The organism is Streptacidiphilus sp. MAP12-16, assembly GCF_041262165.1.
GTDB lineage: Bacteria > Actinomycetota > Actinomycetes > Streptomycetales > Streptomycetaceae > Streptacidiphilus.
In genome coordinates this window covers 121,588-140,624 of record NZ_JBGCBY010000004.1, presented here as the reverse complement: position 1 = coordinate 140,624, position 19,037 = coordinate 121,588, and the positions used below count along the sequence as shown (strand labels likewise).

General features: G+C 72.3%; 23 protein-coding genes. 11 read left to right on the top strand and 12 right to left on the bottom strand.

Features of this window, described 5'->3' with window-relative positions; all coding sequences use genetic code 11:
* The first annotated feature begins 3 nt into the window (after positions 1-3).
* Positions 4-819, top strand: coding sequence for a TIGR00730 family Rossman fold protein (locus ABIA33_RS06380; RefSeq protein WP_370078005.1), 816 nt, complete (start codon positions 4-6; stop codon positions 817-819).
* 9 nt (positions 820-828) lie between these two features.
* Here ABIA33_RS06380 and folP read toward each other — a convergent pair whose 3' ends face one another.
* A complete protein-coding gene (gene folP / locus ABIA33_RS06375) occupies positions 829-1,692 on the bottom strand; it encodes a dihydropteroate synthase (RefSeq protein ID WP_370078003.1) in 864 nt (287 codons plus the stop codon).
* 88 nt (positions 1,693-1,780) lie between these two features.
* On the opposite strand from folP, the gene ABIA33_RS06370 reads away from it, so the two are divergent.
* Positions 1,781-2,281, top strand: coding sequence for a DivIVA domain-containing protein (locus ABIA33_RS06370; protein ID WP_370078001.1), 501 nt, complete (start codon positions 1,781-1,783; stop codon positions 2,279-2,281).
* Positions 2,278-2,889, top strand: a complete 612-nt coding sequence (locus ABIA33_RS06365; RefSeq protein ID WP_370078000.1) for a DNA-3-methyladenine glycosylase I — start codon at positions 2,278-2,280, stop codon at positions 2,887-2,889. Before ABIA33_RS06370 ends, ABIA33_RS06365 begins: the two co-directional genes overlap by 4 nt.
* Here ABIA33_RS06365 and ABIA33_RS06360 read toward each other — a convergent pair.
* Complete coding sequence (locus tag ABIA33_RS06360) at positions 2,852-3,652, bottom strand: enoyl-CoA hydratase-related protein (protein WP_370077998.1); 801 nt, start codon at positions 3,650-3,652, stop codon at positions 2,852-2,854. The two genes, ABIA33_RS06365 and ABIA33_RS06360, sit on opposite strands and share 38 nt — an antisense overlap.
* A gap of 334 nt (positions 3,653-3,986) precedes the next feature.
* Here ABIA33_RS06360 and ABIA33_RS06355 point away from each other — a divergent pair, with 334 nt between their 5' ends.
* Entirely contained in the window at positions 3,987-4,154 is a 168-nt protein-coding gene (locus ABIA33_RS06355) for a DUF3117 domain-containing protein (protein ID WP_107101321.1), read from the top strand.
* Positions 4,155-4,262: 108 nt separating this feature from the next.
* Here ABIA33_RS06355 and ABIA33_RS06350 read toward each other — a convergent pair whose 3' ends face one another.
* Positions 4,263-4,886 carry an O-methyltransferase gene (locus ABIA33_RS06350; RefSeq protein WP_370078395.1) on the bottom strand — a complete coding sequence of 208 codons (624 nt, stop codon included), beginning with the start codon at positions 4,884-4,886 and terminating at the stop codon, positions 4,263-4,265.
* Positions 4,887-5,128: 242 nt separating this feature from the next.
* On the opposite strand from ABIA33_RS06350, the gene sigE reads away from it, so the two are divergent.
* The 5 genes from sigE (at position 5,129) to ABIA33_RS06325 (ending at position 9,577) form a co-directional block, all read left to right on the top strand.
* The gene (gene sigE / locus ABIA33_RS06345; RefSeq protein WP_370078393.1) at positions 5,129-5,941 is read left to right on the top strand and encodes an RNA polymerase sigma factor SigE; all 813 of its coding nucleotides are present in this window, start codon (positions 5,129-5,131) and stop codon (positions 5,939-5,941) included.
* Positions 5,938-6,924: a zf-HC2 domain-containing protein gene (locus ABIA33_RS06340; protein ID WP_370077996.1), complete on the top strand. Its 987-nt coding sequence runs from the start codon at positions 5,938-5,940 to the stop codon at positions 6,922-6,924. The genes sigE and ABIA33_RS06340 overlap by 4 nt, the downstream gene beginning before the upstream one ends.
* A gap of 68 nt (positions 6,925-6,992) precedes the next feature.
* A complete protein-coding gene (locus tag ABIA33_RS06335; protein ID WP_370077994.1) occupies positions 6,993-8,255 on the top strand; it encodes a S1C family serine protease in 1,263 nt (420 codons plus the stop codon).
* 126 nt (positions 8,256-8,381) lie between these two features.
* Entirely contained in the window at positions 8,382-8,810 is a 429-nt protein-coding gene (locus tag ABIA33_RS06330; RefSeq protein ID WP_370077992.1) for a sec-independent translocase, read from the top strand.
* An 83-nt stretch (positions 8,811-8,893) separates the two neighbouring features.
* Positions 8,894-9,577, top strand: coding sequence for a hypothetical protein (locus ABIA33_RS06325; RefSeq protein ID WP_370077990.1), 684 nt, complete (start codon positions 8,894-8,896; stop codon positions 9,575-9,577).
* Between the two features lie 53 nt (positions 9,578-9,630).
* On the opposite strand, the gene ABIA33_RS06320 is transcribed toward ABIA33_RS06325, so the two are convergent.
* The 4 genes from ABIA33_RS06320 to ABIA33_RS06305 form a co-directional block, all read right to left on the bottom strand.
* Positions 9,631-10,785: an Mrp/NBP35 family ATP-binding protein gene (locus ABIA33_RS06320; RefSeq protein ID WP_370077988.1), complete on the bottom strand. Its 1,155-nt coding sequence runs from the start codon at positions 10,783-10,785 to the stop codon at positions 9,631-9,633.
* Positions 10,786-10,853: 68 nt separating this feature from the next.
* Positions 10,854-11,474, bottom strand: a complete 621-nt coding sequence (locus ABIA33_RS06315) for a DUF1003 domain-containing protein (protein WP_370077986.1) — start codon at positions 11,472-11,474, stop codon at positions 10,854-10,856.
* Positions 11,464-12,777, bottom strand: a complete 1,314-nt coding sequence (locus tag ABIA33_RS06310; RefSeq protein ID WP_370077984.1) for a magnesium transporter MgtE N-terminal domain-containing protein — start codon at positions 12,775-12,777, stop codon at positions 11,464-11,466. The genes ABIA33_RS06315 and ABIA33_RS06310 overlap by 11 nt, the downstream gene beginning before the upstream one ends.
* Positions 12,778-12,856: 79 nt before the next feature.
* Entirely contained in the window at positions 12,857-13,390 is a 534-nt protein-coding gene (locus tag ABIA33_RS06305; protein ID WP_370077982.1) for a hypothetical protein, read from the bottom strand.
* A gap of 105 nt (positions 13,391-13,495) precedes the next feature.
* Between ABIA33_RS06305 and ABIA33_RS06300 the strand changes: the two genes are divergently transcribed.
* Both ABIA33_RS06300 and ABIA33_RS06295 read left to right on the top strand, forming a co-directional pair.
* Complete coding sequence (locus ABIA33_RS06300) at positions 13,496-14,434, top strand: DMT family transporter (RefSeq protein ID WP_370077980.1); 939 nt, start codon at positions 13,496-13,498, stop codon at positions 14,432-14,434.
* 25 nt (positions 14,435-14,459) lie between these two features.
* The gene (locus ABIA33_RS06295) at positions 14,460-15,044 is read left to right on the top strand and encodes a suppressor of fused domain protein (protein WP_370077978.1); all 585 of its coding nucleotides are present in this window, start codon (positions 14,460-14,462) and stop codon (positions 15,042-15,044) included.
* A gap of 73 nt (positions 15,045-15,117) precedes the next feature.
* On the opposite strand, the gene ABIA33_RS06290 is transcribed toward ABIA33_RS06295, so the two are convergent.
* The 5 genes from ABIA33_RS06290 to ABIA33_RS06270 all read right to left on the bottom strand — a co-directional run bounded on the left by ABIA33_RS06290 (position 15,118) and on the right by ABIA33_RS06270 (position 18,777).
* Positions 15,118-15,600 carry a hypothetical protein gene (locus tag ABIA33_RS06290; RefSeq protein ID WP_370077976.1) on the bottom strand — a complete coding sequence of 161 codons (483 nt, stop codon included), beginning with the start codon at positions 15,598-15,600 and terminating at the stop codon, positions 15,118-15,120.
* 116 nt (positions 15,601-15,716) lie between these two features.
* Positions 15,717-16,562: a PHP domain-containing protein gene (locus ABIA33_RS06285; RefSeq protein ID WP_370077975.1), complete on the bottom strand. Its 846-nt coding sequence runs from the start codon at positions 16,560-16,562 to the stop codon at positions 15,717-15,719.
* 85 nt (positions 16,563-16,647) lie between these two features.
* Complete coding sequence (locus ABIA33_RS06280; RefSeq protein WP_370077974.1) at positions 16,648-17,286, bottom strand: DUF6758 family protein; 639 nt, start codon at positions 17,284-17,286, stop codon at positions 16,648-16,650.
* Positions 17,287-17,367: 81 nt separating this feature from the next.
* Positions 17,368-17,514, bottom strand: coding sequence for a hypothetical protein (locus tag ABIA33_RS06275; RefSeq protein WP_370077972.1), 147 nt, complete (start codon positions 17,512-17,514; stop codon positions 17,368-17,370).
* Positions 17,515-17,865: 351 nt separating this feature from the next.
* On the bottom strand, positions 17,866-18,777 hold the full coding sequence (locus tag ABIA33_RS06270; RefSeq protein WP_370077970.1) for an alpha/beta fold hydrolase: 912 nt from the start codon (positions 18,775-18,777) through the stop codon (positions 17,866-17,868).
* Positions 18,778-19,037: the final 260 nt, after the last annotated feature.

The window sequence follows — 19,037 nt, the reverse complement described above, 5'->3', positions numbered from 1 at the left end:
GGTATGACCAACGAGAAGCAGAACAGCCACGGCCCGGACCAGGTCCGCCCGGGTCTGAAGAAGGTGGCGGAGAAGCGGCGCGGCCCGGTGCTGCTGCGCGGCGAGCAGGTGGACAGCAGCACCACCGACCAGCGACTGCTGGACTCGGCCCAGAACGCGGACTGGCTGCACACCGACCCCTGGCGGGTCATGCGCATCCAGTCCGAGTTCGTCGAGGGCTTCGGCGCGCTGGCCGAACTCGGCCCCGCCGTCAGCGTCTTCGGCTCCGCGCGGACGCCGGTGGACTCGGTCGAGTACGCGGCCGGGATGAGCATCGGCCGCGCCCTGGTCGAAGCGGGCTACGCGGTGATCACCGGCGGCGGCCCCGGCGCGATGGAGTCCGCGAACCGCGGTGCGCACGAGGCCGGCGGCACCTCGGTGGGCCTCGGCATCGAGCTGCCCTTCGAGCAGGGCCTGAACCAGTACGTCGACCTGGGCCTGAACTTCCGCTACTTCTTCGTGCGCAAGACCATGTTCGTGAAGTACAGCCAGGGCTTCGTGGTCCTCCCCGGCGGGTTCGGCACGCTGGACGAGCTCTTCGAGGCGCTCACGCTGGTCCAGACCCACAAGGTCACCCGCTTCCCGGTGATCCTCTTCGGGGTGGACTACTGGTCCGGGCTGGTCGAGTGGGTCAGGAAGACCGTCATCGCGGAGGGCAAGGCGTCCGCGGCCGACCTGGACCTGATCCAGCTCACCGACTCCGTGGACGAGGCGATGAAGATCCTCGACGAGGCCGCCCGCCGCAACGGCGTCCAGAACCCGGCCCACAACCCGGAGTAGGCCGGCCGGTCAGGCCAGTCCGCGGCGGGCCACCGCAGGGGGACGGGTGCCCCGGATCGAGGCGACCATGTCCAGCACCTGCCTGGTCTCGGCGACCTGGTGCACGCGGTAGACCTGCGCGCCCAGCCACGCCGAGACCGCGGTGGTCGCCAGCGTGCCCAGCAGCCGTTCGCCCACCGGCTTGTCCAGCGTCTCGCCGACGAAGTCCTTGTTGGACAGCGACACCAGCACCGGCCAGCCCGTCGCCGTCATCTCCGGCAGCCGCCGGGTGGCCTCCAGCGAGTGCCGGGTGTTCTTGCCGAAGTCGTGCCCAGGGTCGATCAGGACGCCCGAGCGGGGCACCCCCAGCGCCACCGCCCGCTCCGCCAGCGCGACCGTCCGCTCCAGGATGTCCGCCATCACGTCCTGGTAGGCCACCCGGTGCGGACGCGTGCGCGGCTCCGCACCGCCCGCGTGCGTGCAGACGATGCCGACGCCGTAGCGGCCCGCCACCACCGCCAGCTCCGGGTCGACCCCGCCCCAGGCGTCGTTGAGCAGGTCGGCGCCCACCTCGCAGACCGCCTCGCCGACCTCGTGCCGCCAGGTGTCCACGCTGATCACGGTGTCCGGGTACCGGCGCCGCAGCTCGGCGACGAACGGCACGATCCGCCGCAGCTCCTCCTCCGTCGTCACCTCCTCGCCGGGACCTGCCTTGACCCCGCCGATGTCGAGGATCGCCGCGCCCTCGGCGATCGCGCGCTCGGCCGCGGCGAAGGCCGCCTCGTCGGCGAAGGTCGCGCCCCGGTCGAAGAAGGAGTCCGGGGTGCGGTTGACGATGGCCATGATGACCGGCTCGTCGTCACCGAAAATTCGCGGTCCGAGCGCGAGAGCCATGCGTCCTCCGAGATCCGTAGGCCATGATGGGCGTTGTGCTGTGGGGCGTACACATGATCCCCCACCGGGAGCCGGGAGTCGTGGGCTTGTGTTCTGGTTGATCGTCGCCGTCATGGTGCTGGTGGTGGGCGCTGCGGCGCTGGTCGCGCTGGGCGGTGGTGGCTCGCTGCCGGAGGCCGAGCGGGACCGTCTCGCCGCGCGGCTGCCCCTGGACCGGCCGCTGGGCCGTGCCGACGTCGACGCGCTGCGCTTCCCGATGGCCCTGCGCGGATACCGGATGGACGAGGTCGACGACGTGCTGGACCGGCTCGGCGCCGAGCTGACGCACCGTGACGTCCGGGTCGCGGAGCTGGAGGCGGCCCTGGGGGCCGCCCTCGCGACCGGCCATCCCCAGGCCGGCGAGCCCGGGACGGCCGAGTTCGAGGCGCTGCGGATGCGCTTCGCCACTCCTGGCGCGCGGTCGGCGGAGTCCGGTGCCGGGCTCGGTGCCGAACCCGGCGCCGGATCCGAGTCAGTGTCGGGAACCACGCCGCAGCCGCCGCAGGACACCCTGCCGGGCGTGGACGTCGACGCGGACACCACGCCGTGAGCGGCGCCGTCGTCGGGCCCGACGGGCTGCTCCGCTGCCCCTGGGGCCTGTCCGCGCCCGAGTACCTCGCCTACCACGACGAGGAGTGGGGCCGTCCGGTTCACGGCGAGCAGGTGCTCTACGAGCGGCTCTGCCTGGAGGCGTTCCAGTCGGGCCTGTCCTGGATCACGATCCTGCGGCGGCGCGAGACCTTCCGTAAGGCCTTCGCCGGCTTCGATCCCGCCGTCGTGGCCGGGTTCGGCGACGCGGACGTCGAGCGCCTGCTCGCCGACCCCGGGATCATCCGTAACCGCTCCAAGATCCTCGCCACGATCGCCAACGCCCACGCGGTGCTGGCCCTCGACGGCGGTCTCGACGCGCTGATCTGGTCGTACGCCCCGGAGCCCGGCGACCCGCCGCGCACCCTCGCGGACGTCCCCGCGGTCACCCCGGAGTCCACGGCGCTCGCCAAGGAGCTCAAGCGCCGCGGCCTCCGCTTCGTCGGCCCGACCACCGCCTACGCGCTGATGCAGGCATGCGGCCTGGTGGACGACCACCTGGCCGACTGCTGTGCGCGCGGGAAGAGCACGGCTACTTCCCGACGTAGCGGGGCTTCTCCTTCGCGATGAACGCCTGCACGGCGATCCAGTGGTCCTCCGCGGCGCCTGCCTCGGTCTGCAGTTCGTCCTCCTTCGCCAGCGTGTCCACCAGGGAGTGGGACGCCCCGAAGGCCACCGACTCCTTGATCGCGCCGTAGGCGACGGTCGGCCCGGCGGCGAGGGTCCGGGCGAAGGCGAGCGCGGTCTCGGCCAACTCGGCGGCGGGGACGACCCGGTGGGCCAGACCGAGCGCCAGCGCCTCGGCGGCGCGGACGGTCTGCGGGAACATCAGCAGCTCGACGGCCTTGGCCTGGCCGACCAGGCGGGGCAGGGTCCAGGACGCGCCCGAGTCGGCGGTCAGCGCGACACCGGCGAAGGAGGTGTTGAATCCGCCGTGGTCGGCCAGGATCCGGAAGTCGCAGGCCCAGGCGAGGCTGGCGCCCGCACCCGCGGCGACGCCGTTGACGGCGGCTACGACCGGCTTGCGCATGGTGGCGATGGCGGTGGTGAGCGGGTTGTAGTGCTCCCGGACGGTGCTCAGCGGTGCCTCCCCGCCCTGCCGCGCGACCTGCAGCTTGCCCAGGTGCTCCTTGAGGTCCTGCCCGACGCAGAAGGCCCGGTCGCCCGCGCCGGTGAGCAGCACCGCACGTACGGCCGGATCGTCCTTCGCGGTGATCATCGCGTCCCGGAGCGCGACCTTGGTCGGCGTGTCGAGGGCGTTCATCGCCTCGGGCCGGTTGATGGTGACGGTCGCGAGTCCGTCGTTGAGCTCGTACAGCACGGTGTCTGCCATGCGGATCTCCTCATTACTTACCAGTAGTCCCAGGCCAGCATGACGGATTCGCCGACCCCAGGTGGATGTGACGTGGGTCACTATCGCTGCACGAACCATCGCCGCGCGGGCGGCGGGCCGGGGGCCGGGCGGGCCGCAGGAGCAAAGGGAACTGAGTTGCGATCGGCAACGCGTTCGGAGAGCGACTCAGGGGTCATCGAGGCGGGGGAGAACAGTGACGTTGGTCATCGGGCACTCCGATGCGGGATACTGGGCTCCGATCAATGCGTTCGATACCTGCGGTGGACGGGCCGTGGGTGCGTCGGTGAGCAGGTTCGCAGGAAGGGGAACGAGCATGGCGGCCATGAAGCCGCGGACGGGCGACGGCCCGCTCGAGGTGACCAAGGAGGGGCGGGGCATCGTCATGCGAGTACCGCTCGAAGGCGGCGGGCGGCTGGTGGTCGAACTGACGCCGGACGAGGCCGACGCTCTCGGTGAGGCCCTGAAGAAGGCCTGCGGCTGACGACCTCCTTGTCGCCTCGTCGCGACGAAGACGACTGTGGCTCTGGCCTCATGCCCGGATCGGGCGTGGGGCCAGGGCCACAGCCATGCTCCCAGCAGGGTCGCGGCGTCAGCGCCGCACGGCGCAGAGCAGGCCGTCGCCGACCGGGAGCAGCGCGCTGAGCAGCGCGGGGTGCTCGCGCACGGTGCGCACCAGCTCGCGGGCGGCATGGCTCTGTGCCTCGAACGCGGCCGCGTCCAGAGCGCTGACCGCGCCCTCGAAGCAGACCATTCCCCCAGGTCGCAGCAGGCGCAACGATTCAGCGAGATAGTCCGGCGACTCGGCCGGATCGCCGTCGCAGAACACCAGGTCGTACTGGCCGTCGGCGAGCCGCGGCAGTACGTCCAGGGCCGCGCCGGGGATACACCGGGCCCGGCTGGAGGCGAAGCCGGCGTCCGCGAAGACCTCCCGGGCCTGGCGTTGCAGTCCGGGCTGGATGTCGACGGTGGTCAGCACGCCGTCCGGGCGCATTCCGCGCAGCAGGCAGATCCCGGACACCCCGGCGCCGGTGCCGATCTCGGCGACGGATCGGGCGCCCAGGGCGGCGGCCAGCAGGCTCAGGGCCGCGCCGCTGGCGGGTGACACCGGTCGTACGGTGGCCAGCTCCGACTGCCTGCGGGCGTGCAGCAGCACCTCGTCCTCGACGGCGTAGGCGTCGGCGAGGCGCGCGTCCGACTGCCCGTAGCCGGTGATGGCTGGTCCCTCCGTGTTGTCGGCGGTGCGCCGATGCTGCCATGAGTCGATATTTCAGGCCACAGGTTAGTGGGTCATGGAGGAACCCGAGCGGGACGCGGCCCGTTGGGACTGGTGGGTAGGCGGACGGTCCGGCGGAGCGAGCAGCTCCGAAGTCCGGGACGTCGCGCCGACCCGGCGAATCGCCGCAGGTGGGTCGTATGGTGATTGGCTTTTATCCGGTGCTAACGGGTGAGGCGGATATGGTGGTGGCCCTGCTTGGCAGAAGAGCCGATCGAGGAGGTGTGGCCGAGGGGGGCGCCCGTTCGCGGCAGTTTCGCGGCCATGCGCCTGGCCCGACGCCGAAGCCCGTGATGAGTGAGTCGAAGCCCGAGCACCCGCAGAGCACGCAGACCGCCTCCTTCGACGCGGGAAGCGCGATTCCCGCCTGGACCCCGCCCAGTTGGGAGGAGATCGTCCAGACGCACAGCGCCCGGGTGTACCGACTCGCCTACCGACTGACGGGCAATCAGCACGACGCCGAGGACCTCACCCAGGAGGTCTTCGTCCGGGTGTTCCGTTCGCTGTCCACGTACACGCCCGGCACGTTCGAGGGCTGGCTGCACCGGATCACTACCAACCTCTTCCTCGACATGGTCCGCCGCAAGCAGCGGATCCGCTTCGACGCCCTCGCCGAGGACGCCGCCGAGCGGCTGCCCAGCCGTGAGCCCTCCCCGGCGCAGCACTTCCACGACACCCACTTCGACGCCGACGTGCAGCAGGCCCTGGACACCCTGGCGCCGGAGTTCCGCGCGGCGGTGGTGCTCTGCGACATCGAAGGCCTCTCCTACGAGGAGATCGCGGCGACCCTGGGCGTGAAGCTCGGGACCGTCCGCAGCCGTATCCACCGGGGGCGTGCGCACCTCCGCGCCGCGCTGCAGCACCGCGCTCCGGGCGCCGCCGAGGGGCGCGAGCGTCGTGCCGGAGAGAGCGCGCTGGCCGGGGCGGGCAGCGCGTCCGTCGCCGGGTCCGCCGAGTCCGCAGACGAGCTCTCGGAGCGGAGGCGAGCGCTGTGACGGAGCAGTCGCGCCGCGCCCGACCGCAGGAGGTCGTCGTGGAGCTGCGGGTGGCCCGTTCCGCCGTCGCCCCCGTTGCCCCGGCAGCGGAGGATCACCATCTGGGAGACAGGCTGGCCGCCTTCGTGGACGGCGAGCTCGACCACGACGCTCGGGAGAGGGTGCAGTCCCATCTCGCGACCTGCTCCGCCTGCCTGACCCGGGCCGAGGACGAGCGACGGGTCAAGAGCCGTCTCGCGGCGGCGGCGCCGCCGGACCCGAGCGCCGTGTTCCTGTCCAGACTCGTGTCGATCGCCGCCGACAGGGACGAGCAGCCGCCCGCCGGCCCGCCGGCTCGTCGCGGCTTCGCCGGCGCGGCCTTCGGCAGCGCCGGCACCGGCTTCGGCTCGGGTGGCTTCGGCAACGCCCGCTTCGGCAGCGGCGCGCTGGGCGCGGACCACCCGGTGCCGGGTGTGGACCCGCGGGCCGAGCGTGGGATGCCGTTCCAGGGCGAGTTGCGCCCCATCGCGGCACGGCTCTGGGCCGGGATCGGTCCTTCCGACGGCCGTCCGCAGGGCTTCCCGGAGGCGGAGCGGGGACAGCGGGTCGAGCAGCAGATCGTCAACCGTCCCTCGGCGGCCAGGGGGCGGCGCTTCGCCTTCGCGGCGGCCGGCGCCTTCTCGGTCGCGGCGGTCGCCCTGGGCAGTGCCATCACCGGGGTGACCGCGGCGGAGCCGTCCGTGGACGAGCCCTACGGCAATGTGGCACCGGTCGCCGACGCCACCAGCACCTCCGCGACGGGAGGCGCGGGGAGCGCGGGCAGCCGCAGCAACGGCCAGCTCGCCTTCGGCGTGCCGGCGAACGTGCCGGGGGCCGTCTCCCCGTACGGGGCCGGGCCGTTGCTGCGCAGCCCGGTCGGGCCCGCTGCTCCGGGTAGTTCGGCCACCGCGACGTCGCTGCCCGCGGCGCCCTATCCGGCGGCGGGGCATTCCCTGCTGAGATAGCGGCGCGAGCGCAGCGGACCTGGTTGAATCGAGCCCTCTCAGGCGGCACGCGGAGGGCGGTGCGTGAAATGGCGGTCGAGGCCAGCTGGTGGAGCCATCCGGACGGGGCGACCGGCCACGGTCCGGGCTTCCGGCTGCCGCCCGGGCGCCTGCCACCCGGGCGACAGCCGGCTGCCCCGGTCGACCAGTTGCCCGGCGCGGAGCCCGGCTCCGCGCCCCCCTGCGTCCGCCGGTCCCGTCCCGCCGTGCGGATCGCCGTCTGCGCGGTTCTGGTCGTGCTCTGCGCCGGGCTGCTCGGGGGTGGCGTCGGCGCGGTGGTGCAGGGCACCCGCCAGGGCGGCCGGATCACGCTGCACCCGGTGAACGACGTGGGCTTGCGACGTGACCCCGGCAGTACCGCCGCGGTCGTCCGCGCGGTCCTCCCCGGCGTGGTCTACCTGCGCGTCGGCGTCGCGGGAAGCGACAGCACCGGCACCGGCATCGTCCTGGACGGCGCCGGACACATCCTCACCAACAACCACGTGGTGGCCCCGCAGGGGCAGCCGGGGCGGATCACCGTCACCTTCAGCACCGGACAGGAGCACCCGGCCACGCTGGTCGGCAGGGATGTCGACTCGGACCTGGCCGTGATCCAGGTCAAGGGCGTCGCCGGGCTGCACCCGCTGGCCCTGGGCTCCGCCGACCGGCTGCAGGTCGGGGACCCGGTGGTGGCGATCGGCGCGCCCTTCGGACTGCGCGGGACCGTCACCTCGGGCATCGTCAGCGCCCGCGACCGTCCGCTCACCTCCGGCGGCACCAACGCGGGCGCGGGGCTGGCCTACCTCGACGCCCTGCAGACCGACGCCCCGATCAACCCCGGGAACTCCGGCGGCCCGCTGCTCGACGCGGCCGGCACCGTCGTCGGCATCAACACCGCGATCCGCTCCGCCGACTCCGACAGCAGCGACCCGTTCGGGGCGCAGGACGGGGCCGGCAGCATCGGCCTCGGCTTCGCCATCCCGGTGGACCAGGCACTGCGGGTTGCCGAGCAGCTGATCAACACCGGCCGGGCCGCGCACACGGTGATCGGCACGACCCTGGACCTGACCTACCAGGGCGGCGCCAGGCTCCTCGGCGCGCCCGGCGGCGACACCGCCGCGCTGAGGGCGGGGGACATCGTGACGGCGGTCGACGGCACCCCGGTGACCAGCGGGGACGACCTGGTCGCCCTGGTCCGCGGGCGGCGCCCGGGCGACACGACGGTGCTGACGGTGCAGCGCGACGGGACGACCCTCGAAGTACCGGCGCTGCTGCACTCGACGCCCCGAGCCGGTTCCGCCGACAGCGCCTGACCCGGCGGTACGCCCGGATGATCACGTCGGGTATGGCCGCCTGCGGCGATCCGGCGACTACGCTGGTGCCGGTACACCGCTCTCTGTCCATGAGCGGTTGTCTTCACCTTCCAGGGGAGCTGCACGGTGTTCTTCGACATAGGCCCGATCAAGCTGATCGCGCTCGTGGTCCTTGCCGTGGTCATCTTCGGCCCGGACAAGCTCCCCAAGCTGGTCGCCGAGGTGATGGGCTTCATCCGCAAGGTCCGGGAGTTCTCCGACACCGCCAAGGAGGACATCCGCAAGGAGCTCGGCCCGGAGTTCAAGGACTTCGAGTTCGAGGACCTCAACCCGAAGACCTTCGTGCGCAAGCAGCTCGCGACCCATGGTGAGGACTTCGGGCTCAAGGAGATCCAGGAGATCAAGAACGGCTTCAGCAAGGACGCGGCGGACGCCACGGCGGCGGTCCGGGCCGTCAAGGCCGATCCGCTGGGCCGGATCGACATGGAGAAGCCGGCCCAGTCGCCGCCGCTGCAGGCGGGCGAGCGCCCCCCGTACGACCTCGACGCCACCTGACCTCACCTCAGAGGGCCCGAGGCCGCCCCCCGCTATTGTTCTGGTGCGCCCAGACTGGGCCGACGAGAAGCAGGAGGGCCGAGATGGACACCACGAGCCACACGGGGGCGGCCACCGCCGAGGCCGGGCCGGGGACCCCGCCGGACAGAGCCGCGCGTCGCGCGTCAGCAGCCGATGCGACCATCGACGGATACATGCGCGCGGACTTCCCCTGGTACAGCCTGGACGACGGGTGGACCGGACGCCGTTGGTTGGCGCCGGTGGGCACCGCGCCCGACGGCACCGTGGACTACGGCTCCATCGGCCACGGCGACGAGCCGGTGCGCTCCTACGCCACGCCGGAGCCGGCCGAGGGCCGCCGCTACGCGGTCGTGGTCACCGTGGCCCGCCGTCCCGGCCGCCGACTGGGTGACGGCACGGGGATACTGGAGGCCACCTCGGTGTCCTCGGCGGCCTGGCTGGCCGGGGCCGGCCTGCTGGCCGCGACCGAGCAGTCCCCGCTGGCGCGCGAGCTGCGGCAGAACTGGCTGGACCAGCAGACCGCGCTGGCCTGGGACCTGGCCGACGACCTGGACGGACCCGGCTGGTCTTCGCTGACACTGCCGATCAACGGGACCCCGCAGCCGTTCCGCTACCGGGAGTCCGAGTACGGCTGGGTGCTCGCGGGCAACGCGCCCGGCGTCCACCTGGGCGCGTACGGGCGGGGCGTCAGCGCCTACGGGATCGGCTTCACCACGGTGACCGACCTGGCGGTCTACGCCGAGTAGCGCCGAGCAGCCTGGGGCGATTCCTTCGGGAATCGCCCCTTCCCAGCACCCTCCTAGAACTTGTTGCGGGGAGTGATGCCCAGCGACAGCCCGGACAGGCCCCGCTGACGGTTGCTCAGCTTGCCGGCGATGGCGCGCAGAGCGGCCCCGGCGGGGGAGTCGGGGTCGGACAGCACGACCGGCTTGCCCTCGTCCCCGCCCTGGCGCAGTCCCAGGTCGATGGGGATGCTCCCGAGCACGGGCACCTTGGCGCCGGTCGCCTTGGTCAGCGCGTCGGACACGGTCTGCCCGCCGCCGGTGCCGAAGACGTCGACCATCTCGCCGCAGTGCGGGCAGGGCATCCCGGACATGTTCTCGATGACGCCGACGATGGTCTGGTGCGTCTGCAGTGCGATCGTCCCGGCGCGCTCGGCGACCTCGGCCGCCGCCTGCTGCGGGGTGGTGACGATCAGGATCTCGGCGTTGGGGACCAGCTGCGCCACCGAGATGGCGATGTCACCGGTGCCGGGCGGCAGGTCCAGCAGCAGCACGTCCAGGTCGCCCCAGTAGACGTCGCCGAGGAACTGCTGCAGCGCCCGGTGCAGCATCGGGCCACGCCACACCACCGGGGCGTTGCCCGGGGTGAACATGCCGATGGAGATGACCTTCACGCCGTGCGCCGACGGCGGCATGATCATGTTCTCGACCTGGGTGGGACGGCCGTCCACCCCCAGCATCCGGGGCACGCTGTGGCCGTAGATGTCGGCGTCGACGACGGCGACCTTCAGCCCGTCCGCAGCGAGCGCGGCGGCGAGGTTGACGGTCACCGAGGACTTGCCGACGCCGCCCTTGCCGGAGGCGACCGCGTACACGCGGGTGAGCGAGCCGGGCTGGGCGAACGGGATCTCCCGCTCAGCTTTGCCGCCGCGGAGCATCGACGCCAGCTCCTGGCGCTGCTCGGTGCTCATCACGTCGAGCTCGACCGCGACCGAGGTGATGCCGGGAACGGAGGCGACCGCGTCGGTGACCCTGGAGGTGATGGTCTCCCGCATCGGGCAGCCGGAGACGGTGAGATAGACGGCGACCCGGGCCGAGCCGTCGGCGTCGATCTCGATCGACTTGACCATGCCCAGCTCGGTGATGGGCCGGTGGATCTCCGGGTCCTGCACCGTCCCGAGGGCCGCGCGCACGGACTCCTCAAGGGCGGTTGCCTGCGTGTCAGAAGCCATGCACTGATGGTACGGCGCGCCGCGCGCCGCCCGGACCCGGCGGCCGCGTGCGGCAGGTCACAGCGGGGTCAGGCCGAATGCTCGTCCACCTCGGCACGGTCGCCGGGAGAACGGTTCTCCAGCTCCTTGAGCAGCGTCTGCAGCTCCGAGCGGAGGAAGTCGCGGGTGGCGACCTCGCCGAGCCCGTGCCGCAGCGCCGCCACTTCGCGGGTCAGGTACTCGGTGTCAGCGATGTTGCGCTCGCCCCTGGAGCGGTCCTGCTCCATGTTGACCTTGTCCCGGTCGTCCTGCCTGTTCTGCGCGAGCAGGATCAGCGGGGCGGCGTAGGACGCCTGCAGCGAGAGCACCAGGGTCAGGAAGATGAAGGGGTACTCGTCGAACCGCCAGCCCGCCGGGGCCAGGATGTTCCAGGTCACCCACAGCAGGATGAGCACGGTCATCCAGACCAGGAACCGTCCGGTGCCCAGGAAGCGGGCGATCCGCTCGGACAGCCGTCCGAACGCCTCCGAGTCGGGGTTCGGCAGGGTCACCCGGCTACGCCGGCGCTGCGGCTGGTCCAGGCGGTTGCGGCGGCGGTCCTCGCGTTCGGGCGGGCGCGGACCCGTCACCTCGCGCAGCCGCTGATCGCGGCGGTCGCGCAGTTCCCGCAGATCGCGACGGTCCCGCAGATCGCGACGGTCACCGGCCATCAGCGGTCACCGCCCCGGAAGCCTCGTCGTGGGCGTCGCCGCCGTGCAGCGCGGACTCGCGCCAGTCCTCCGGCAGGATGTGGTCGAGGACGTCGTCTACCGTCACCGCGCCGAGCAGGTGGTCGTCCTCGTCCACGACCGGCGCGGCGACCACGTTGTAGGTCGCCAGGTAGCTGGTGATCCACGGGAGTTCGGTGTCCGGCGCCAGCGGGTCCAGGTCGCCGTCGACGATGGCGCCCAGCAGCGTGTACGGGGGCTCCCGCAGCAGCCGCTGGAAGTGGACCAGGCCCAGGTAGATCCCGGTCGGCGTCTCCGTCGGCGGACGGCACACGTACACCTGGGCGGCCTGGGCCGGCTTGAGGTCGGCGACCCGCACCCGGGCCAGCGCCTCGGCGACGGTCGCGTCCGGCTCCAGCACGATCGGCTCGGTCGTCATCAGCCCGCCGGCCGTGTGCTCCTCGTAACTGAGCAGCCGGCGTACCGGTGCGGCCTCCTCCGGCTCCATCAGCTGCAGCAGCCGCTCGGCGTCGTCGGGGGGCAGCTCCGACAGCAGGTCGGCGGCGTCGTCGGGGTCCATCGCCTCCAGCACGTCGGCGGCGCGCTCCTGGTGCAGCCCGCCGAGGATCGCGACCTGGTCGTCCTCGGGCAGCTCCTCCATGACGTCGGCGAGCCGCTCGTCGTCGAGCGCCGCGGCGACCTCGGAACGGCGCTTGGGGGAGAGGTGGTGCAGCACGTTCGCCAGGTCGGCCGGGCGCAGTTGCTCGAAGGTGGCGAGCAGGTTGGCGGCGCCCTGGTCCTCCTCGCGCAGCGCGAAGCCGGTGACCGCGGACCAGTCCACGGTCAGGGTCTCGCCCTTGCGGCGGAGCCGGCCGCCCTTCCCCTTCTCCACGAAGACCTTGTCGATCTCCCACTCGCGGTTGCGGGTCTGCACCATCGCCACGTCCAGGACGGTGACGGTCTCGCCCTCCTCGCCGTTCGGCCCGCTGCTGCTCAGGGCGACCCGGCGGTCCAGCAGTTCGGCCAGCACCAGGGTCTCGGTGGGGCGTTGCTCGAAGCGGCGCATGTTGATCACGCCGGTCGTGATGACCTGGCCCGACTCCAGACTGGTGACCCGGTTCATCGGGACGAAGACCCGGCGCTTGCTGACCACCTCGACCACGAAGCCCAGCACCCGGGGCGGCTTTCCGCCGAGCCGCAGGCTCACCAGGAGATCGCGAACCCGGCCCACCTGGTCACCGTTGGGGTCAAAGACCGCCACCCCGGCGAGATGGGAGACGAACACGCGGGAGGACGCTCCGGTCATGGGACCTTCCTGTCGACGCTGCTCCGGATCGCGCGAGGTCACGACCGGCTGCGCCCAGGCTACGCGGTCCCGGAACGGGTCAGCTCCGGCGCCTCCGGCGGCCGAACAGCAGCCGCGGCAGCGCGGCCGGGGCCGGCCGGCGGGTCGTCGCAACGGTCGGCAGCGGTGCGGCGGCGTGCGAGGCGTCGGGCATCGCGTCCGGGTTCTGCACGCTCCCACCTGTCGGGACCAGCCGCAGCACCCGCGACTCCCGGGCCCAGCGCTCGGTCACCGTCTCGTGGTCGGGCGAGTTCAGCCGCTTCGCCTTCAGCTCCGCCACCGCGGCGGTCCACGCCTCGCTGCCGGGCGCCAACTCCTCCACCCGGACCGGCCAGGCGACCAGGCGTCCCCACTTGTCCTTGCTGCGGGCGGTCAGCACCGTCGTCTGCCCGTCGGCCAGCCCGTGCAGCGGTTGCTCCGCGCCCTCCCCGACCACCAGCACCGCACCGTCGTGCCACACCTGCCACAGCGCCCGGTCCGAGGCGTCGGCGATCCGTACCCAGAGCAGCCCCGACTTCTTCGCCGCCTCCTCCACCAGGGCCCGGTCCAGCAGCTCCACACGCGCATCGGTCATGGGCCGAAGCGTACGGCGTCCGCGCCTCGATACCAGCTCGCACCTGGCGCCGTCAGTCTCGTACCATCAGGACACCCCTTACCGGGTCCTGAGTCGAGGAGCACCGTGCAGCCATCCGCCACCACTGACGCGCCGGTTCCCGCGAGGGCCCCGGCGGCTGCGCACCCCGACCTCGGCACCGTGCCCCGGATCGACTTCTTGCTGCTGGCGGTCGCGGTCGGCGGCGTCGCCTTCTCCGCACCGCTGATCAGCGCGACCGCCGCACCCGCGCTGGCCATCGCGTTCTGGCGCAACTGCATCGCCGGCGGGCTGCTCTCGCCGATCGCGCTGCTGCGCCACCGTGCCGAGCTCCGCGCTCTCAGCCGCCGCACCCTGCTGCTCTGCCTCGCCGCGGGTGCGTTCCTGGCCCTCCACTTCGCGATGTGGCTGCCCAGCCTGCGGATGACCTCGATCGCGTCCTCGACCGCGCTGTGCACCACCACGCCGCTGTGGACCACGCTGATCCTGCGGCTGCGCGGACAGCACGCCCCCAGGACCGTGTGGATCGGCACCGGCGTCGCCTTCCTCGGGGTGCTCGTCCTCACCGGAGTCGACTTCACGCTCTCGCCGCGCGCCCTCGCCGGCGACGCGCTCGCGCTCGGGGCCGGGATCGCCGCCTCGGCGTACTTCCTGCTCGGGAGCGAGATCCGACGGACCGTCAGCACCACTGCGTACACCTTTGTCTGCTACACCACCACGGCCGTGCTGCTGCTGGTCGCTTGCCTGACCTCCGGGCAGGCGCTGAGCGGATACAACGCCACGGCCTGGGTGCAGATCGCGCTGCTCACGGGTTGCGCGCAGTTCCTCGGGCACTCGCTCAGCAACCGGGTGGTCTCGACCCTCGGGCCGTCGCTGGTGTCCACGGCGATCCTGTTGGAGACCCCGGGGGCGGCCCTGATCGCCGCCGTCTGGCTGGGGCAGATGCCGCCGGTCGCGGTGTATCCGGCGGTGCTCATGGTGCTGGCCGGCCTGGTCGTCGTGATCAGGGGCGAGCGCCGGACGTAGGGTGCAGGACGTAGGCTTCTGAACCATGTCCCAGGATGCCGTTCTCTCCGCCGTCGAGGCCCGCCTGATCAGCACGTTCGGGGAGCCGGACGCCCGGGCCGCGGTCACCTTCCTCGGCGCGGACCGGATCGAGGTGCTGCGCTTCCCCACGGCCGACGGCCTGGTCCGCTACGCGACCCTCGGCATGTCCGCCGCCCCCATGGCCGACCCCACCAGCGTGGTCGCCGACCCGGTGGTCGGTCCTCGCGCCGAGCTGCTGCTGACGGTACGCGGCGGTCGGGACGAGGTACTCCGCCCGCTGGCGACCCTGGCGGCGTCCCCGCAGGTCGAGGGCCTGATCGTGGCGCCGGGCGCGTCGCTGGACCTGGGCGCGCCGCTGTGGAACGGCGCGTCGTTCAGCGCTTTCCTGGTCGCCGAGCCCGGCGGACTGGTCGAGGACCTGGAGCTGCCGGAGCCCGCCGATCCGGTGCGTTTCCTGCCGCTGCTGCCGATGACGCCGAACGAGGCCGCCCACAAACGCGTCCACGGCGCGGCGGAGCTCCAGGAGCGCTGGCTGCGCCACGGCACGGACCTGCGCGACCCGCAGCGCCGCGGCGTCCCGCTGGGGTAGCGGGAACGCGGGCGGCGCTGCGGGTCGCGGTGCGGTCAGGGGTACTGCCGCCGGTGGTGCGAGGCTGCTGCGGTCAGACCTTGTCCGCGGTCTGGGCGGTGGCCTGGGCCGGAATCGTCCCCTGGAAGACCGCCGCGTGCGGGAACGCCTCGATGAGCTGGTCGAGCTCGGTGCGCCAGTAGCGGTGCACGTTGAGACGGCCGGGCTTGGACTGCCCGGGGAGCTGCACGTACATCGAGCTCCACACGGTCGCCCGCTTGATCCGGCTCACCGGGAACGCCTCGCGCGGGAAGACCGCGACGACCTCGCCGGGACGGTTGGTGAAGCGGTTCGCGGAGTTCACCACGATCGAGGTGTTGGTGAGCGTCAGGAAGTAGAACTTGCGGGTGAGCGCGACGACCAGCCCGACCACGGGAATGTCGTCGAATATCGCGTTGAGCCAGGGGCTCGGGCCGCTCTCGGCGTGCACGCAGGCGATGAAGGTCTCTCCTGCAGGCGCGACCTGGGAGAGCTTTTCGATGACCTGAGCCTTCTGCTTGGCCCGGCGAATCGCCATGAATCCATCCCTCTGTCTTGTTTTTGACACCGCGTTCGATGCGGTGAAGTCGGCAGAGGTTAGCAGCTTCGGGATTCGGCCACGGGCCGGTTACCGCGCTCGCCCGTGGCGGGGCGTCAGGCCGTGAGCGGCTTCGCGCCGGTGGCCTGGGCGACCAGCGCCTCGTACACCTCGGGAGCGGTGGTGTTCGCACCGAGCCGGACGGACTTGCGGGTGCCGTGGTAGTCGCTGGACCCGGTGGTGAGCAGACCGAGCTCGGCCGCGAGCGCGCGCAGGTGGATCCGGGTCGGCTCGTCCTGGTCGATGTGGTCGACCTCGACCCCGGCCAGCCCTGCCGCCGCGAGATCGGCGATGACCTGGTCGGACACCGTTCGGCCGCGCTTGACCGCGCCGGGATGCGCGAAGACTGGGACGCCACCGGCCGCGCGGACCAGGCGCACCGCCTCGAACGGGTCGAGCTCGTGCTTGCGGACGTCCGCGCGCCCGCCGTTGGCGAGCCACTCGGCTGTGAAGGCGGCGTCGACGCTGGGCACGACCCCGGCCTCCACCAGCGCGCTCGCCACATGCGGACGGCCCACCGCGCCGCTGCCGGCGATCCGCTGGACCTGCTCCCAGCTGATCGGCGCGCCCAGCTCGCGGCAGCGCTCGACCATGGCCTCGGCTCGGCGGAAGCGGTCGGTATACACCAGTTCGCGCTCGCGGGCGAACTCGGGCTCCGCCGGGTCGAAGAGATAGCCGAGCAGGTGCATGGAGATGCCCTCGACCCGGCAGGACAGCTCGGCGCCGGTGACCAGCGTCAGCTCGGTGCCCGCCAGTGCGGCGGTGGCCTCGGCGTAGCCGGCGACGGTGTCGTGGTCGGTGAGCGCGACCACGTCCAGGCCGGCGGCGGCGTTCCGCACCAGCTCGGCGGGGCTGTCCGTGCCGTCCGAGGCAGAGCTGTGGGTGTGCAGGTCGATGCGCACGGGCGTGACTCCAGGGCGTCAGGAGGTGATGGCCCTGAGCCTAGTAGGGTGCTGAAGATCTAGGCCGCGCTCGGCTGCGTTGCGGTCAGCCGAGCAGGCGGGGGGACAGCGCGCCGCAGGGGAGCAGTTCCAGCTCCGCACCCGCGTCGCGCAGGTCGGTGAGCACCAGCTCGTCGTACATCAGCAGACCGGAGCGCTCGGGCCAGACGACGGCCCAGATCCAGAGGCCGAGCGCCTCGCCGACGAAGACGGCGCGGTCGTCCGGGGCGTCGGACACGTGCCACAGCGGAGTGGGGCGTCCGGCGGCGAGGACCTTGGCGTGCGGAGGCTTGTTGGCGGTGATCGCGTCGCCGGGGTCGGGTCCTGGCAGTCCGGCGAAGCGTGCGCCGAGTCCGACGCCGAGTTCCTCGGCGATGAGGAGCAGCTCTCCGGGGCCGCCGAGCGGCCCCGGACCCGAGCAGGCGACGGCGGTGGCGCGAGCTCCGGACAGGTCATCACCCGCGTGGGCGATGCCGGTGAACAGCCAGCCGACCGGGAGCGGCCACGGCATCCAGACCGGTACCTCGGCGCGGGCCACGGCGACGGTGAGCGCCTCCACACTGGGAGGGACGACCGGTTGCAGCGGGTGCACGGTGCCGTGCACGTCACACTGCCAGCTATCGGTGAACAGTCCGGGGGCGCGGACACGGCCCCCGCACCTCGGGCAACTGGGCTCGCCCCTCATAGTCGACCACGGTCCTCCCTCCCGCCCGCGTCGTCAAGGACGATCACCCGCCTGGCGGGTCGTGGTTGTTCCGGTCGACTATCAGGACGGCTGGTACGGCCGGATGTACAGCTTCTGCCCGGTCTCGGCGGCATCCTCGACCATGGCGCGCACGGTTTCCTCGTCGGCGATGAGGGGCTCCTCGGTGCTGCCTTCGCTGTCGTTCAGACGCATGATCTCAAAGCGCATGGGCGTCTCCCTTCCTGACCTCTTGCGTGGAACGGGCGGTGCATGGCATCAGGCCCGCACCCCACTCGACTCCACAGCCAACTCTGCAGCCGGGCTGCGTCGTGGCGATTGCCCCGCCGTAAATCCCGCGTATCGGCGGGGCGGAGGGAAGTATCGGGCGTGCGGGAGGTGCGGGACGTGCAGTGTGGTGAACGAGAATGCCGGGCAGAGGTATTCCGGCTCGGGGAACTTTACCCAAGCTAACGACTTTTGTCGCGGCGGTTTCGTCCACCTGCCAGATCCTCGCGGGAATCGATGAGGTTTCGGATCGTATTGCCGACCGGTCCCGACCGGACCGCTTCTGACGATGGGTCAGGCAAGGCCGCCTCGATTGTCGCTCAGCCAGAATTCGACCAGCGTGGCAGCGGTTGCCTCCGGTTGCTCCGCGTTCGGGGAATGCCCCGCGCCGTCCACCGCCACATGGCGCGCGCCGAGCCGCGATGCCATCTGCGCCTGCTCCTCCACCGGCCAGGCGTAGTCCTCCTCCCCGGAGAGCACCAACGTCCGCAGTCCCGCTTTGGCCAGCGCGTCCACCCGGTCCGGCTCCACGGTGAGCTGCCGCCCCATGACCGACAGCGCCGCCGGGACGTTGGCCAGCCAGCGGCGGTGCAGGAAGTCCGCGATCTCGGGATCGAGCTGCGGGTCGCCGCCGCCGGTCTCCTCCTTCTGGTCCATGTCCTGCATCGCCTGCCAGATGGCCTCCAGGTCCATCACCGGAAGGACCGAGACCAGCAGCGCGGCGCGTTCCGCCTCGGCGGCACCGACCGCGCCGGGGCCGGTGCTGAGCAGGGTGAGCGAGTCCCAGGGGAGCGCAGCGGTGCCGCCGGCGCTGCGAAGCACGGCCTCGCGGACGACGTAGCCCCCGAACGAGTGACCGAGCAGGTGCACCGGGCCGCCGGCGGCCGGCCCTGAGACCGCCTCGGTCAGTGCGAGCAGGTCCAGCGCGAGCGCCTCCAGGCCGTACGCGGACTCGTCGGCGGGGCCGCCCGTCTCGAACTGTCCGCGCTGGTCCACTGCGACGACCTCGAACCCGGCCTGGGCGAGCGGGTCAAGCAGGGCGATGAAGTCCTCCTTGCTCCCGGTGAAGCCGGGGACCAGGAGGGCTGTGCCGCGTGCGGTACCGCGCTGCGGACGGCTGTGCAGGGCCGCGAACTCTCCACGCGCCGTCGCCAGCCGCACGCTGCGGGCCGACGCGGGCAGAGTGAGGAAGGGGGGCGTGCTCAAGGTGGTCTCCGTCCTGCGGGGCGTGATGATCAGACCCTAGCCGTCGGACATGACAGCGGCGTGGCGACTCGGGGGCGTACCAGCGTCAGAAGCCGTAGCAGGACCGGCAGCGGGACTGGATCCGGCACAGGATCCGGCACAGGGTCCGCCACTGGATCGGACACGGGGTCCTGGACCGGAGACGGGCGCGGGCGGGACGACGTGTCACCGTCGTCCCGCCCGCGCCCGCGGTACTGCCTGCGCTACCTGCGCTACCTGCG